Below are 15,083 nucleotides of genomic sequence, written 5' to 3' on the forward strand. Positions count from 1 at the left end.
TTGTACCTCCTATACTCTAGGATAATTGTGCCCTCCAAGTTCAATAATATCAAAATAGTTAATAATACCATTTCTATCTTGTACATAGCGGGTGGCAGAACCTGAATACCCAACGTATACATATATTTCAACATAATCTCCTGCGTTCAATGGTACTGTAACTGATCCTGTAACAGTTGCATTAAATTCACTGGTGTCATTATTATCTTTTGGGGAAGGCATTCTATACTGATCTATTAATTTGTATTTTGATCCATTGACATAAACATATAGCTCAAAATTAGAATATTGTAATGTATTTTCAATTATTAAACTAGCTCCGACTAAATACATCCCTGAATGACTTGCTATAAATCTTGAGTTATTTGTATCGTATATTTTATGACTGTCCTTAATAATACGATTATAATTGATTTTTTGAGTTTCACCTTTTATTAGTTCTTGTTTTCCTGTACTGCCTACATTCACATGAGCAAACCCAGATATTTTCTCCCACTCTGTCCATCCAGACTGAGGGTACCATTGACGAACCCAAATACCTGTTCCAGCATAAGAATATGAAATATTACCATTATTATAAAAATATTGAACAAAACGATAATCAGAATATTTCTCATTTTTTACGATTCCGTAACCAAGCGGATAACCCGTAGTATTTCCTTGACCAACATCCATTAGTGTTAGTCCCAGGGGATATTCATTTCCTCCAGTTCTTGCGTCTTGAATTGCATTAGAGCCTGTAAGTATGGTTAAATTTTGATTTGTATAATTTGTATCAACATAGTTTTTAGCATCAGTTAAGGCTTTATCTGTCTTCGCTTTAGCACCACTCTCAGTTTCAACTTTATTCCAGCCTTGCCAACCCAAGTTAGCATCTAGATAATTTGTAAACATATTATTTCTATAATCAATTGCTACTACATATCCAAAAGTTCCATTGCCATTACTATCAGTTGCTGTAAAATGAAAAAACCCCCTTGTGGATAAAGTAGAGGGTGCATTTGTTGGCTTTCCAGTAGAATAAAAAGTTGCAAATCTCTCGCCCGACTTTACAATTTTACTAAGGAAATCATCTGTGTCTCCTATCCAAACAAAAACTCCACCCGCATCGTTTGTAATTTTAGACAACTGTCCATCATTCCACTTATTTCTTTCTCCTACAGTAATATGAGCAGAAGAGTCATTAGCATGATTAGCTACTTTTGTCTCTGCTCCAGCTGTTGTCTCTAATTCAACCCAATCTGACCAGTTTCCACCTGATACCGTTTTTCGGTACGTTTTATTTGCGTTATCAAAACCGATAATCTGTCCGTAATTCCCAGTAGCATTGATAGTCCATATACCTCTGACTGCAGTTCCTGGACCATTTACTGTATTTGAAGCGGAGGTGAAATGAACCATCCCAGTGTTCTTCGGAACAATTTCATGAAAATCATCTGTTTCGCTTAAGTATAATTTTCCTTGACCGTTGTCTGCTGTAATATTAAAAAGCTGACTGTTATTCCACTTGTCTCTGTCTGATTGTGTGACATGGATGTCCGAATTAGCTGCATGAGCGTTTACTTTTGTTTGGGCGCCTTCCGTTGTCTCCACTTCAAACCAATCTGACCAATTACCATTTGAGAGCGTTTTGCGGAATGTTCTATTATCATTTGTCATTACAAGCACATGTCCGTATAACTTACTGTCACTGCAAGCCCAAAATCCTCTCCCTGAGCCGCCTGGTGAATTTAGAGGCGATCCCGTATAAGAAAAATAAGTCAATGTAGGATAGTTCATCAGTTCGGTATGGAAATCACTCGTGATATTGAACATAGGCTGTCCATCATCTTTCGTAATCTTAGATAACTGCGCACCATTCCATTTCTCCCGCTCTTCCTCTGTAATATGCCGCACCTGATCTTGTTCATGCTGGTCAAAATCCTTCTTCGCCGCCTGCTGCACGTTATCCACATTCCCCAGCCCGACTTGCGCCTTTGTTGTGTTGTGGGGGTTGTTCATGTCGTTTTTGTGGGCGGCGAGGTCTGTATGGGCGTCTTTTATGCCTTTTTCCCAGCGGTTGACGTCGTCTTCGTTGATCGGGTCGTCGGGGAGCCAGTCTGTTTTTTCTTCGTATGCCATGTTTACACCACCTCAAAAGTAAATCTGAAATCGAGTGTTCTGTTTTCGCTGACGTCCAGGTCTGTTTTTCTCTCTGTGATTACATTGCCCAGCTCGTCAAAAATTTGCACCGTTTCGATATGCTTGATGTCTTCCTCCCGTTTTGTCAGAACGGTGACTGTCGCTCCGTCAATTGCGAGTTCTACTATGTCTGTTTTTTGTCCGTTCAGCAGCACGTGATCAATTCTGCTTTTTAGATCTGCCGCTGTACGTTCTCTGTATATGGTTGAAATCAAGTTAAAACCACCTCATTATTGTTAAGGGTGACCGAATAACCGACCTTCAGCTCACTGGCTGTTCGGTATCTGCGGTGATTCAGGATGACTGTGTCTTTGATTTGTAGCGTCTCGTTCAATCCGCCTCTGAGCGTATAGGCCAAATGAGCGGGCTTCATGTTTTCTATGGCTTCGATCAGCTCATTCATGTGCTGAAGGTCATCAACATTGATATCCACGTTAAATCGGTATTCGCCGGGCAGCAGGCGGACCTGTGCAGACGGTTTTTTCAAGAAACGATTGACTGCCTGCTCAATAGCCTTGTAGGTAATTGGCGGGATGTTCGACATTTTTGAAATCAGCCGCAATCGTCTGATCTCATCGGTGTCACCCGATTCCCGCGGCACGTTTAAAATCTTTTCCCAGCGGCTTAGCCCCCATGTCGCTGTCGGCACGAACAACTGATCCGTCAGATCAAAGATGCTGTTATTCTGTTTATCAAACTCAGGCGCTTCCGCTTTCAGCAGCTCGGCCATTTCTTTCAGGCTGGTAAGAAACGGCGGCAGATACGCTGTCATGTCATCTTGTTTGCTCAATGATCTTCACCTGCCCAAGCTTAGGAATTTCCACGTCGCTCAGTACCAGATTTTCTGAGGTGCCATTGATTTTAATGTTGGAATAATCACTGACTGACGGTGAATTATAGACGATATTGTTAATTTGAGAAAGGCGGATGACGTTGTCTTCGAACGCCATTTTCTTAAAGAGGTTTAAAACGCCCTCTTTAATTTCCGACTTTACTTCATCAATTGAGTGATTGATCTCCGGCAGCACTTCGGCCGAAATCTCAACATCCTTCCAGACCGCGCTTTCCACTGTGACATAGGCTCCAATTGGCGCCTGTCCTTCACCCTGTCCTGGTTCAGGGTCGATATAATCTTTCACTTTTTGAATCAAGATATCGGAAGCCGGCTCGAGATTCACATTCGTGACGACAATTTTGACCGTGCCGTTTCCGCTCCAAAGCGGGAAAATCTTTGCTTTTCCAACACCGTCCACTTCTTCAGCCCACTCTTTATAGTGCATTTTGTTAGCGCTGACAGCCTCGCGCCGAACCCTTGTAAAATACCGTTCTCTTAAGCTGTCGTCTCCTTCTTCCTCTCGCCCCGGGATCAGGATTTCTTTAACAATGGCTGTCTCTAATCCGGGAATGGTATCCAGCGAAAGTAAATGGCGTCCAGTCAGATTGGCGTTTCCCGCATCACCAGGTGTTTCACAGATGAGCGTCCCATCTGCCGTATATTGAAAATAAAGATTATCCACATAAAAGCGTGAGCCCGCAGGAATGGTAACCCCCGACGTAAACTCTCCCGCTCTGACCGCCTTTGTCGCGGCTGTCCGTTCAATCCCCGCTTCCGCTGCACGCCGGTCTAAAAATTCGCCTTGGGCGGTATCAGAAAAGACCAGCTCAAGCACGGTGTCCAGCCATATATATGACTTCGCAAGCTCGGCTGCCGCCGGGGCTAACGCATTATAAATGACGCTGCCTTCTCTTGTGTCAATATCTGCGGAGATGCTGTTCAGCATACGTTCCATAATATTTTCAAAGGTCTGCTCCTCAAACATCTTCGCCAATCACCTCCTCAATCTCAAGCGCCCCTTCATCTGTCTCCACCACAAAGGAAACATGAAACACATCGCCTTGTTTTTCTATCTCAAAGTCTGTTACGGCGGAAATCCGGTCGTCATAAATCAGTGCTTCTTCTATCAGCCTCGGAATCTCCATTTTTTTATAGGCATCAGTCGTCTCATGATCTGTCAGCACGTCCTGAAGCTCATTTCCGACATTATGGCTGTATACGGAATACGCATATCGTTCTGTTTGTAAGGCGATATACACGAATTGTCTGATCGCTTCAAGCCCGGTAATCAGCTCATTTGTAATTCTTCCGTTTTCAAAATCTATTTTGTATGTTTGCGAGGTTTCAATAACGTCACTTTCATCCTCAAAATCCTCAAACTCCACTTCTGGTGTCAGGGCCATGGTGCCCACTCCTTTTTGACAAGCTAAATAAAAAACCCCTTCGTGCTGAAGCGGTTTGTCTATACTTTATCTAAAATAAAAAACGATTGACCGCCAGTCAGAGCCACGGTCATGACGCGGTCCCCCGGCTCGAGTGCATCGTCTCCTCCGGACTGCATCCGTTTTGGGATGATAAGGGCGTCTGCCGGTATGATCAGTTTGCTGTTTTCTTTTAATTTGATTTCAACAGGAGAAGCCGAAACCACCTCAGCCGGGAGCAGCTCCACCGGAGACTCAGCGTCAACTGCGCCGACGGCCAAATGTTTAATAGCCTCACTCAATCTCATCAGGAAACTCCTTCCGGCATGGTGTTTTTTTCGACAACATCAATGGTCATCGTATGTTTCGTTCCTTTAAACTCGTGCCGGTCCGTATCTACCCAATAGGTCTTCTTGATCCCGGCCTCCGGAATGGAAATATAGACAGGCAAGCCGCTCTGCACTTCTGGTATGCCGACCGCCTGAATATTTTTCAGTTCTTTTTTCACGCCTTTTTTTTCAGCAAGGCGCACATCTGCCCGCTGCTGAAGCTGAGCTTGGTTGATATCATCTGTGACCGTCTCCGTATATTGAAGCACACCGTATTTGTTTAAGCCTGAACTGTCCTTGGCAGACGCTTTATACGTCTTATTGTCCTTCTGCCGGCGGAGCACAACCCGTGTTGCAGTGTCGTTTATGGAAGTGCTGTATTGGTAACCCGTGATATTGACGCCTGTTTCCAACACCCATACCTCTGACGGATCTGGCCAAGCACGCAGACCGAGCTTTCCTTTTTCTGAATACAGCTGATAATGTCGCCCTGTCTGGCTTTTCGTCTGTTTCAGCGCTTTTAAGATGATGTCATATAAGGTCGTATCATTTTTTATGACAAGGCTTTTGATCGTATGGCCTGTGTTCGCAATCGAAGTTGTCGGTATTTGAAAATCATTGGCGATCCGCCTGATCATCTGGTCGGCCCGCTGATTGGAAAACACGTACACGTCCTGATTTTTGACCAAGTATTGGAGCATATCATACGCACTAAAAGCAAGCGTATGCTCGTCCGGTGTTCTTGCAAAAACAATGCCGCGAAAAAGCTCTTTTCCCTTCCACTTAAACAAGACAGTATCTCCCTCAGTGACACTGTAATACGTCTGGTCGCCCTGTTTGATGACGATGGTCGCTTCAATAGAGCGCGGCGCCTGATAACGATGGCCCTCCAGCGATACGCTTTCTGCGACCAATTCAAGCCACTCTGTGTCTTTAATGACAAACAGTTCTATCATCACACATCACCTGTTTCATTGCGGTATCTTTAATTTTTGGCCGGGAAAAATCCAGTGCCCCGGCTGCCTGATGTTCCGTTTGCTCCGTTTGATCATTGCGGTTTTATTAGCGTTCCAAATTTTGCGCCATTGCGTGCTGTTCCCGTAAAACCTGCCGGCAATGTCCCACAGCGTATCTCCCTTTTTCACGGTGTAGGTTTTTGGAGACGCCTTCGACGGACGTTTTGCCTTTGTTTTTTTCTTCTGTTTGATTTTTCGGGGGGAAGCGGTTTTGTATTCTTTTAATTGAATATCAAACGAACGATCTCCGATATCCTGCTGGCCTTCGCTATAGGAAAAACCTTCAATACTGCAGGTCAAATTCACTTTAGTCCCCGTAATCAAAAACTGGACCGGTTTTTTGGCCTTCATCCATTTTTCAATTTTTGTTATCGCGTTTTCCGGCGACGGGAAGTTTTGATATTCAGCTATCGGGCTGTATTTCTTTGGAAAAAACGAAGAGAACGAAATGTCTTTCGCTCCCTGTTCGTCAATAAATGTAAGGTCACCGAACTTCGCTACTTTAACCGTATCATTCTGAACCGCATTTGAAATATTTAGCTGGTCGGGAAGAACGGGGAGCCGCAGCTTATCCTTCCCTTGTGAAATCCAAAATTCATATACGGATTTAGTCAAATGCAACGACTCCCTTCGTTCCAATATTGATATCTTTTTGCAGTTCGTCTGTAAGCGCCTGCTTGATTTTCGCTGCAAGGGTTTCGGCGTCTTGTCCATTATGGAAGTGCTGGTCACCGTTAAATTGAATATAAATCTCTTTTGATCCGGAAACCCCTGCGGTTGGCCGGCTAGATGAAGTTACAGCTGAAACTTGTCCTGAAGAAAGCTCAGACTGCTGGGATTGAGACGGATCTGTCACTTCCATCCCGAGAGCTTGCGCCGCTTTCTGCAGAAGATAACGGCCGCGGATGCCCCGCTCCTCAGGAATGATCCATTCACGTTTATTTCCTTCACCGACACGGGCAATTTGTTCTTTTGTGATCAGCCCGCCGTTTGCATAACCGACATAGGGACCGCCATGATTCAAACTTTTTATGCCTGGCACGTTATTGATTGACCCATACCTGCTTTTAATGTAGCCGATCGCCGCAGCTGCATTGTGAATCGGGTTTTTAATGTTCCCCATGCCCGGTGCTTTATGATCGTTAAAGGTGCTCGGTATTGTTTGCATGAGCCCTTGTGACGGGTGCCCCGCTTTTGCGTTGCTGTCCCATAGGTTGATTGCGTTCGGGTTGCCGCCTGACTCATTCTGGGCAATTGTCATGAGTCCAGGAAGCCAGCTCATCGGTGTCTTTGTGGCCATGAGAGCCGCCATAACCCACTGTTTCACATTCCCGCTCATCGCACCCATTCCTGAATAAGCAGCAGCCAGTGATCCAGCTTGTTTTTCAGCATATTTTTTTACATCTACTGAGCCAAGACCTTTGACAACACCAATTGAAGCAAAACGCCCCAAACTCATCATGACGCGGGAAGGTGAATGGATATCCAGCTCTTCGCGAAATGCCTTCTCAACTTTTTTCGCGAGTTCCTTGGCAGCTTCATGGACTTCACTTGCCTTTGAAGTCATGCCTGAAACAAAATTCCCGATCATTCCGGTTCCCCAGCCGTTTGATGATTCTTTAGACTTCAAAAACGGCTTATTCACATGAGTGTTTACATACTGATCAGTGCCAGTTTGTGAACTATTTTGACCGGAAGCAAACCCTTTGATCGTACCGGTTCCCCATGAAGAGGACTTATTCACGGTGTTCTGGAATGGTGTTTTGACTTTCGTCTGCAAAAAGCCATCTGTACCGGTTGCAGTGCCGTTTTGACCCTTGTAATACCCGCTCACCATTTGTTTTCCGTAATTTGGTGAAGAAGAAATCATTTGCGTAAATGGCGTATTGATGTTTTTCTTTTTCCAGTCCTCAATATTGACCGGCTCTTTGCTGATGCCTTTGCCAATGCCTTCTGAAAATTGCTGTCCGAGTGCGGACGCTTGGCCTGTAAGATTTGCAGTGTCCATTGATGGAGAAGCTGATCCTGATAACGGGCTGGCAGCTGCTCCTCCTGAGACAGATACCGAACTTCCACCAGAAGACGAAGCGGCTCCCATGTCGTCTACGACTTGCATACCGAGTTTAGACGCCGCTTGTGAAAGAAGCATTTTGCCACGGCCTCGGTTGTTATCGACAGGGATAACGAATTCCTTGCCGGCTTCACCGATCCAAGAGATGGTTGGTTTAGTGATGTAACCGCCTGTGGCATTTTGACTCAGTGATTGTTGAAGAACAGTCATATTATTTGATGGAGATTGAGAAAAAATGTTATTAGTAGTTGTTTTAGAACTAGTTTTCTCTTTCGAACTCTTTTTACTTGTTTTTTTCTCGAGATGAGTAATTTCCTGTCCTCTGTTCGTTACTTTTGTAACGAAACCTCCGACTGCATCTTTAACATATCCTATACCTGAACTAGCAGCATCTTTTAAATCAATTACCCATTGAAATTTTTCAGCAATTTTCTCTGCTACTTTAACCAATGGGTCTTTCACATGTTTATTAAACCAAGTTTCAATTCCATCCCATGCATCCTCAAAAAATTTCCTTGCATCGTCAAATTTTTCTTTTATTGAAGTTTTAATATCTTCTACTTTTGTGACAATCGGGTTCCATACATTATCATAAAACCAAGTCGATACGCTGGACCAAATATCAGATATAGTCGTCCATGCATCATTAATCTTTTTCCAAATCCATGTTGCCGCAGTTGTTACTGCTTCACTCATAGGGTTCCACACATTATCCATGAACCACGTTGAAACAGTTGACCATATACCTGAAATAACTGTCCAAGCGTTACACAATCCAGTCCATATCGTTGTAGCAACTTTAGTAACTGCTCCGCTTATTGGGTCCCACACGTTATCCTTAAACCACGGGTAAACAATGTTCCATACTGCCAATATGCCATCCCATGCATAAGCAAACAAACCTACTATAAAATTAATCACGGGTACAGCTACATTATAAATAGGCGTAAACACATACTGGTCAAACCAAGTTGAAACTTTACTCCATGTATCTTCAATCCAAGTAATTGCCCCATTGGCAGTATCAGAAATAGAATTCCATTTTCCACTCCACCACTCTTTGTTAAATAGTGAATTGCTTATGTTCTCTTTTAACTTAGAAGTATCAAACATCTTACCTATGTTCTTACCTGCTTCTTCGCCGCCTATTCCGCCTACTAAACCGCCGCCTATTCCACCGATAGCGCCTCCGATTACGGTACCTTCCGGACCTACGAAGGATCCAATCGCTGCACCTGCTTCTGCCCCGGCAGTTGCACCCGCTTCTGCTCCGGCAATGCGTCCACCGATTGAACCAACCTTTTCGCCGGCATTATCTTTATTGATTCCAACTAGATCGAACATGGCTAAAGCAGATCCTACGTATGGAACAGCCTTCCCCATTCCTCTGAACGCTTTTCCTAGTTTGGATGAATCCTTCCCTAGCGATTTTAGGCCTCCGAACCAGTTCTTTAACTTCGAACCTGAAGTCCGCGGTGCACTTTCACCAGATGTACCGCTCTGGCGTCTTCTGATCACCTCTCCAGGAACCTTGAGTGTTCTGTTTGGAGCCTTTGTCGGGCTTTTCTTTTTTCTATATGTTTTTTTATTTTTAGTGCCTGGACTGATACCGCCGCCTTCACAGCAGCTACAGCAACAATTTCCTCCTGTATTACGGTTAAGGACTTTTTTATCTGTTTCAGAATTTTCACCAGAATCGTCTTTTTTTTGGGGACCTAGAATTTTATCAATGATCTTATCAAACACATCATTTTTCAGCTTTTCTATCAATCTCTCTTTAAAACGATCTACAAAAGCTTTGCCTATTTCATTAAGCGTATCCTTAATCCAAGGCCAAGCTGATTTTGTCCACCAATCCTTCAGCCATCCTTTTATTTTTCCGACCCAGCCAGGTTTTTGATCAGTGCTTTTATCAGAGCCTTTATCCGAGGATGTGCCTGATTCTTTCTTAGATTTCTCTTTGTTAATCGGGCTTTCTTTTTTATTGATTTTGTCTGATACTTTTGTCTTAACAACGACCTTTACATAATAGGTTTTTTCAAATTTCCTCAAAAGTGCTGTTAATCGATTAACTGTTTTTGTGATTTCATCAATGACTTTTAATTTGACTGTATATCCATTTTTCAAATTTTTCTTGATATAACCAATAATCTTTTTAACAGTTGAAGTAACCTTGTCATCTGGAACCAAAAGGAATGATAGCTTTTGATTAGATAGCATCTTCTTTATTTTTTTATACGCAGCTGCTGTCCGGTCTACCAAAGATACAGTCAGCTTCGTTTCTTTAGGCAGCCGTTTTAATTTTTGTTCAATTGCTTCCAGCTTTGAACTGACTTGGTCATCGAGTACAACTTTGATTTCAAGTGATTTCGCGAATTTCAAAATGATGTAGTCATTTATTTTTCTCAGCCGGTAAAACGCCTGATCTTCTGCTCTGATGCTGATTTTGATTTGTCGATTAATGGTCTTGACTTTTTTTTCGACCTCTTGGAATCCTTTATGTATCCTTTTTAGTTTTTTAGATACTTTGTCTTCGAGATCAAATCGGGCGGTTAATTTTGCGATATTAATTCCCTCCTCTCCTTGATTCTTTTTCCAATAGATCCAGCTTATATCCTATTAACCCGTATAAAAGAGCTTTAAAGTGTTTGGGTGATTCATATAATTCAAGAAGCTGGGATGGCGAATAATGAAGCTCATGCATTGCATAATACAAATACACAGCTTCCTTATCGCCATCCTTTACTAGTTTTTTGCTTCTTCTTCTAGATCTTCAAGATCATCCTCAAAACCATTAATTTCAATTGCTTTATTCAGCCAGTTTGCATACTCTCCCCCAACAGATAGTACACGTTTGGCAACTTCTACCGGATCCGCTGTTTTGTAAGCTTCCCTTAAATCTTTTGAACGAAAATCAGGGTAAATAGTGGATTCGATGGCAATTCTCGCATAAAAGCGCTGGGAGTCTAAATCTTTGACGCGGCCGCGCCCTTTCACATTTTTAAATGTGGTATTTTCTTTCTCCAATTCATCAATTCGTTCAGTTGTAATTGGTTTTAAAATAAACGGAATGACATTCCCTTTTTTATCAACAAAACGCTTTGAGATCGGCACTTTGATTTCCTCAGCTTCAATTGTTTTTCCCGGCATAAAAAAGGAAAGATCATATACGTTTTCGTTCTTCTCGCTCATGTAAAAAACTCCCTTATCTTTTGATTGATTTCATCGTGTGAAAACAGGCCTTTCTGAGAAAGGCCTGCTAGATTGTTGACAAAGTCCTAAAACGGTTTTCGTTTTAGGACTTTGTCATCTTTTCAGCGTGATTGAAAACCCTTGAAGTCTAGGAAGGGCGAGCATCGGAGCACAGCGAATGTTGGAATTCGTGAGCACCGACGCGCAGGCCTGACAACGAATGCGAGGGTTTGTCGACACGCTGACAGACCTTTCTAAGAAAGGCCTGCGTATGGCTGGTTCAGCTTTGATTAAAATGTGTCGGAAAGCTTTTCAGGCACGTCGAAGTCTTCGAATGTAAATGGAACTTCTTCCTCTAATGCTTCTGAATCGACATCAAGGCTTGCGATTTTGGCAGAGTCGAAGTTGACGTCGTACAGGGTGACTCGCTCTGTGCCTCGTCCGGAGGATTGATCATCCAGGACAGCTTGGAGTGTGAAGTAAGGATCGTTGCCTTTTTTGACATAGTCCATCATCAGGAGCACGAATTTTGATGTGACTTTATAGAACGTCGCTGTTCCAGTTCCATTTGCCCCTGTTGTTTTATGGCCTGTCATGCGGCGGCCCATAATGTTTACTTCTGACTTGTTTTTCTCGACGTTTGCTTCAAATGTTTTGATGTGCGCCATTTCTTCGCCATCAAGAAATAAGCGGCCTTCTTTTCCTGAGATTGTATTTTGCGCTTTTAATGCCATATTAGTTTACCTCCACATTAAAGTAGAATTTTTCTGCTGCGTCGACAGGCTGTACAGCCAGATCAATCAAGAAGCCGTCACGGTCTTCATTCATTGAAATTGTGATATCTTCATCAGAATCAAAGCCAGTGATGCCGCCCGCATCTTGAAGCGTTGTCATGTATTGCGTGATCATCGTTTTTACATACTGAAGCCCGTCTTCAGACGCCGGGATATCGCTTCCGCTGCCTTTTCTTGATTTGATTAAGGTCTTCAGCTCGCGTGTTAAATCATTATTCACAGCGTCAAGGACACGAACGATTTTGTTTTTCGCAAACTTTTTGTTTTTCTCGGCTGTGAATGTAACGAGTGAGTTAATGTCTTTTTCTACACTGACGGATTTATCGCGGGCGTCGAATGTGAATAAAAATTCGCCTTTGCCCAAACGTTCAACAATCGCATCGTGGTCAAGGCGTTGTAACACATCAACGGCGCCTTCGTACTCTACAAATGTCAGTGATTGGTTAAAGGTAGCTCCTGCGCTTGCCCCAGCTACCCAAGCCGTTGCTATGTCAGGCGTAACTTCTGTGCCATCTTCCAGCAGCACACCTTCTGTTACGTTGATGATCCCTTCATAATCACCGGCATAATTGGCTGTGACCCCTTGCACTTTTTGTCCCTGGCCGTCGCGCAGGCGCTTAATGAACGCAGCAAACGTTGCCTTCAGCTGATCCCCTTCCGCAACAGGCAGCACAATCACATCAAAGCTCTCCGTTTCAGCCGCGGCTAAAAAGTCTGTATAGTCGGAGTTGACAGGTGTTTGATCCGTACCGCCGGACAAACGGATTCCTGCAGATGCATTCAGTGTCTCAGCTCCAGTGTCACCTTCTGAACCAGTGAGCGGAATTGTCGAAGAAAGATCGCCTGTTCCGGTAAAGGTGACATAGCCGTTAGCTGTTAATTCTTCAGCCTTTTTGACGGTTTGTTTATCAACCTCTGATTCATCCATATACGTTGTCACATCAAAAGAAGCAGCATCCAGCACATTTGGGTTAATGCGGATGATAATGTCATTTCCTTTTGATCCGCCATATACAGCTGTCGCTTTGACGCCTTCAGCAATATCAGCAGATGCTCGGACACCTTCGGATAGACGGTACATCAATACCGTTTGCGCATTTTTCTTTGCTTCACGCAAAAGCAATAAGGACGGGTCATCAATGCTGAGGCCCACTTTTTTGTTTAGGTCCTCAACACTGGAAATGGAAACGAACGCTTTCGCTTCGCCCCAGCTTGATGCGACTGGAAGCGCGACTGTTCCCCGCTCACCGAGTGACACCCGCTCCTGTGCTGTCGTTTTAAAGTTAAAATAAATGCCTGCACGTTCTTTTTCTTTGCCTGTTGTAAATGTTCCGCCATTCATGATGACATGACCTCCTTGGTTAGAAATGTTTGAATCAATTGATTGGCTTCTGATTTCGTCATACGTGTTTGATCCACGCCAAATAAAGCCCCCTGAAGGATATCCGGCTTAACGCCGAACAGCTCCTTCGCGTGCTTAATTAAATCCGCTGTATCAAAAAGAGCTTCCCGGCTCTCCGTATGTACAGCCTTCTTCTGTTGTTTGTTCTTTGCCACCGCTTATTTCACCCCGCTGTTCATGTCGATATCCTGTAAGACAGGCTGTTCTGTTTTGTGATAATAATATCGGCTGCTCCACCTGATCACCATGACCGCCTCGCCCCTGTCTCCTACCCTTGTCTCGATTCGGGTAATGCGAACCATCTCCCGCGTCTTCTCACCGGATTCACTGAGCAGCGGAACCATATTTCTCGCTTCTCTGATGGCATCCGCGAGCCTGTCCGCTTCATCAAGCGCCTGAACAGAGTCAAGATGAAACAGCTTCACATTGAGACTGTAGGTTTTTTTAAATGTGGAGACTGTATCTGTTTCCTCGAAAACAGATGGCGTTGGGACGTATATCGACGGCACTTGAAACTGATCAGGCAGCTCGCGTTCATATATGGGAACAGACCACTTACTGTATAAAAACGCCATGATCGATCCTGTTTCGCTGTTCATCCTGCTCCTCCTTTACAGCTTCTTCAGCCACTGGCGCCATTTGCTTTCCAGCGATGTTTCAAACAGCTGTTCATATAAAAGCAGCGCATGATCCCAGTAGCTCGTGCCCGGGATCCATTTTCTCTTGAGCGCCATTCCCGTTGAAGCCGCGGGATCATAAATAAACCGCGCACCTTGGAAATGCCCCGGCACCCATCTGACATTTTCTTTTGACGTCCAATGGCCGTCATTAAGAAATGAAGCGTAATCAAGCTGTGTCCCCACCTCAAGCGAAAGCCCGCCGCTTTGCGCAATCCAGAGATTGTCATCTGCGCCTTTCTCGAAGGAGCTGAGCAGTTTTTCTGTATCAATCGTTTGTGTGCTGATCAGTTCAGATTGAACGATCTCCAGAAAATCTTGCCCGCACTCCTCAAGCCAGCGGGACGCCTGACGTGAAAAGCCGCCTGATGCCGCTTTTTTTAATGATGTGTTTAGCTGTTTCAGCCCCTTTATTTTCATAGGCTTTCATCCCTGACCGCGATGACTTCCCAATGATGATGTCTGATCCTTTTCGGCAGCTTTAGTATATATTGATGATTCTCCCAAATGATTTTATCGTTCACGCGGATGTCCGCTGACAACGGAAAATGGACGAGAAAGCTGTGATATACAGTTTGATTCGGCTCTTTCTGGATCAGCTGCTGCGTTTTTTCGGTAAAATAGCAAGGGACATCTTGTTCATCGGGTGAGTCCGGATACAAAATCACTGGCTGAAGCTTATCCGCCGGAATCCCGAATCGGCTTACAGACGGCGCTTGCACTGCTTCATGATAAATGTCACAGTGGTGAATGAGCATGTGCTGATAGCTCATAAAGACCTCACCTTCAGTCTGGAGGATTCAGGGACGTAGCCCGGCGCGATAAACGCTTCGAGCAAATGATATACCTCCGGCCGCTGAATGCCGCCGTCTCCGGAAACCGTGTAGGAATAATCCCCCATTTTTTCAGACTGATAGCTTGATGAGGCTGATTCATCGCTGTTTACAAGCGCAAAATATTGGGCAAGCTTCAGCAAAGCCAGTTTCGCCTTATCGGGCAGCGGTTCGTACATGCTGTCTTCAAAGCGGTGGCCTGTGATGAGGGCCGCTTCCGCTTCCGCCTCGATAATATCCTGCGCCAGCAGTTCTTCCGGCCTGTTTTTCACTCGATCAAAGACCGAATAGGAGGCTACGTCAGTCGGTTCAATGAGCATGAGCTGACCACC

Annotated in this window: 18 protein-coding genes; all 18 read right to left on the minus strand. The window is 44.2% G+C overall.

The features are described from left to right. Window positions 1–9: 9 nt before the first annotated feature. Window positions 10–2,121, minus strand: a complete 2,112-nt coding sequence (locus V6D41_RS21525; RefSeq protein WP_442893052.1) for a terminase — start codon at window positions 2,119–2,121, stop codon at window positions 10–12. Window positions 2,122–2,123: 2 nt separating this feature from the next. Beyond that, a complete protein-coding gene (locus tag V6D41_RS07875; protein WP_333517809.1) occupies window positions 2,124–2,396 on the minus strand; it encodes a hypothetical protein in 273 nt (90 codons plus the stop codon). After that, entirely contained in the window at window positions 2,393–2,971 is a 579-nt protein-coding gene (locus V6D41_RS07880) for a YmfQ family protein (RefSeq protein ID WP_148963843.1), read from the minus strand. Before V6D41_RS07880 ends, V6D41_RS07875 begins: the two co-directional genes overlap by 4 nt. Beyond that, window positions 2,955–4,001, minus strand: a complete 1,047-nt coding sequence (locus V6D41_RS07885; RefSeq protein WP_333517810.1) for a baseplate J/gp47 family protein — start codon at window positions 3,999–4,001, stop codon at window positions 2,955–2,957. The genes V6D41_RS07880 and V6D41_RS07885 overlap by 17 nt, the downstream gene beginning before the upstream one ends. Continuing rightward, window positions 3,994–4,419 (minus strand): DUF2634 domain-containing protein, encoded by a 426-nt coding sequence (locus V6D41_RS07890; protein WP_333517811.1) that lies wholly within the window; start codon window positions 4,417–4,419, stop codon window positions 3,994–3,996. The genes V6D41_RS07885 and V6D41_RS07890 overlap by 8 nt, the downstream gene beginning before the upstream one ends. 59 nt (window positions 4,420–4,478) lie before the next feature. Then, the gene (locus tag V6D41_RS07895) at window positions 4,479–4,745 is read right to left on the minus strand and encodes a DUF2577 family protein (protein WP_333517812.1); all 267 of its coding nucleotides are present in this window, start codon (window positions 4,743–4,745) and stop codon (window positions 4,479–4,481) included. Continuing rightward, the gene (locus V6D41_RS07900) at window positions 4,745–5,722 is read right to left on the minus strand and encodes an XkdQ/YqbQ family protein (protein ID WP_119913747.1); all 978 of its coding nucleotides are present in this window, start codon (window positions 5,720–5,722) and stop codon (window positions 4,745–4,747) included. The genes V6D41_RS07895 and V6D41_RS07900 overlap by 1 nt, the downstream gene beginning before the upstream one ends. A 15-nt stretch (window positions 5,723–5,737) precedes the next feature. After that, on the minus strand, window positions 5,738–6,397 hold the full coding sequence (locus V6D41_RS07905; RefSeq protein WP_087990897.1) for a LysM peptidoglycan-binding domain-containing protein: 660 nt from the start codon (window positions 6,395–6,397) through the stop codon (window positions 5,738–5,740). Continuing rightward, the gene (locus V6D41_RS07910) at window positions 6,390–10,418 is read right to left on the minus strand and encodes a transglycosylase SLT domain-containing protein (protein WP_333517870.1); all 4,029 of its coding nucleotides are present in this window, start codon (window positions 10,416–10,418) and stop codon (window positions 6,390–6,392) included. The genes V6D41_RS07905 and V6D41_RS07910 overlap by 8 nt, the downstream gene beginning before the upstream one ends. 1 nt (window position 10,419) lies before the next feature. After that, entirely contained in the window at window positions 10,420–10,569 is a 150-nt protein-coding gene (locus V6D41_RS07915; RefSeq protein ID WP_087987202.1) for a hypothetical protein, read from the minus strand. A gap of 29 nt (window positions 10,570–10,598) precedes the next feature. Continuing rightward, window positions 10,599–11,045, minus strand: coding sequence for a phage-like element PBSX protein XkdN (locus V6D41_RS07920; RefSeq protein WP_003232676.1), 447 nt, complete (start codon window positions 11,043–11,045; stop codon window positions 10,599–10,601). A gap of 290 nt (window positions 11,046–11,335) precedes the next feature. Then, window positions 11,336–11,779, minus strand: coding sequence for a phage tail tube protein (locus V6D41_RS07925; RefSeq protein WP_087990896.1), 444 nt, complete (start codon window positions 11,777–11,779; stop codon window positions 11,336–11,338). Window position 11,780: 1 nt separating this feature from the next. Continuing rightward, on the minus strand, window positions 11,781–13,181 hold the full coding sequence (locus V6D41_RS07930) for a phage tail sheath family protein (RefSeq protein WP_333517813.1): 1,401 nt from the start codon (window positions 13,179–13,181) through the stop codon (window positions 11,781–11,783). After that, window positions 13,178–13,396, minus strand: a complete 219-nt coding sequence (locus tag V6D41_RS07935) for a hypothetical protein (RefSeq protein ID WP_003220589.1) — start codon at window positions 13,394–13,396, stop codon at window positions 13,178–13,180. The genes V6D41_RS07930 and V6D41_RS07935 overlap by 4 nt, the downstream gene beginning before the upstream one ends. 3 nt (window positions 13,397–13,399) lie before the next feature. Beyond that, window positions 13,400–13,840 (minus strand): phage tail terminator family protein, encoded by a 441-nt coding sequence (locus V6D41_RS07940; protein ID WP_333517814.1) that lies wholly within the window; start codon window positions 13,838–13,840, stop codon window positions 13,400–13,402. 12 nt (window positions 13,841–13,852) lie between these two features. Next, window positions 13,853–14,338 carry an HK97 gp10 family phage protein gene (locus V6D41_RS07945; RefSeq protein WP_333517815.1) on the minus strand — a complete coding sequence of 162 codons (486 nt, stop codon included), beginning with the start codon at window positions 14,336–14,338 and terminating at the stop codon, window positions 13,853–13,855. Beyond that, entirely contained in the window at window positions 14,335–14,691 is a 357-nt protein-coding gene (locus tag V6D41_RS07950) for a DUF3599 family protein (protein ID WP_333517816.1), read from the minus strand. Before V6D41_RS07950 ends, V6D41_RS07945 begins: the two co-directional genes overlap by 4 nt. Then, window positions 14,688–15,071 carry a protein YqbG gene (gene yqbG / locus V6D41_RS07955; protein ID WP_333517817.1) on the minus strand — a complete coding sequence of 128 codons (384 nt, stop codon included), beginning with the start codon at window positions 15,069–15,071 and terminating at the stop codon, window positions 14,688–14,690. Before yqbG ends, V6D41_RS07950 begins: the two co-directional genes overlap by 4 nt. Between the last annotated feature and the right edge of the window lie 12 nt (window positions 15,072–15,083).

The sequence above is a fragment of the Bacillus sp. 0102A genome (assembly GCF_036765155.1).
Lineage (GTDB): Bacteria > Bacillota > Bacilli > Bacillales > Bacillaceae > Bacillus > Bacillus subtilis_G.

Bases quoted from the DNA above. Each gene is read 5' to 3' on its own strand.
- V6D41_RS21525 (WP_442893052.1), bottom strand. From the start codon at position 2,121: ATGGCATACGAAGAAAAAACAGACTGGCTCCCCGACGACCCGATCAAC.
- V6D41_RS07885 (WP_333517810.1), bottom strand. From the start codon at position 4,001: ATGTTTGAGGAGCAGACCTTTGAAAATATTATGGAACGTATGCTGAAC.
- V6D41_RS07890 (WP_333517811.1), bottom strand. From the start codon at position 4,419: ATGGCCCTGACACCAGAAGTGGAGTTTGAGGATTTTGAGGATGAAAGT.
- V6D41_RS07895 (WP_333517812.1), bottom strand. From the start codon at position 4,745: ATGAGATTGAGTGAGGCTATTAAACATTTGGCCGTCGGCGCAGTTGAC.
- V6D41_RS07900 (WP_119913747.1), bottom strand. From the start codon at position 5,722: ATGATAGAACTGTTTGTCATTAAAGACACAGAGTGGCTTGAATTGGTC.
- V6D41_RS07920 (WP_003232676.1), bottom strand. From the start codon at position 11,045: ATGAGCGAGAAGAACGAAAACGTATATGATCTTTCCTTTTTTATGCCG.
- V6D41_RS07925 (WP_087990896.1), bottom strand. From the start codon at position 11,779: ATGGCATTAAAAGCGCAAAATACAATCTCAGGAAAAGAAGGCCGCTTA.
- V6D41_RS07930 (WP_333517813.1), bottom strand. From the start codon at position 13,181: ATGAATGGCGGAACATTTACAACAGGCAAAGAAAAAGAACGTGCAGGC.
- V6D41_RS07940 (WP_333517814.1), bottom strand. From the start codon at position 13,840: ATGAACAGCGAAACAGGATCGATCATGGCGTTTTTATACAGTAAGTGG.
- V6D41_RS07945 (WP_333517815.1), bottom strand. From the start codon at position 14,338: ATGAAAATAAAGGGGCTGAAACAGCTAAACACATCATTAAAAAAAGCG.
- V6D41_RS07950 (WP_333517816.1), bottom strand. From the start codon at position 14,691: ATGAGCTATCAGCACATGCTCATTCACCACTGTGACATTTATCATGAA.
- yqbG (WP_333517817.1), bottom strand. From the start codon at position 15,071: ATGCTCATTGAACCGACTGACGTAGCCTCCTATTCGGTCTTTGATCGA.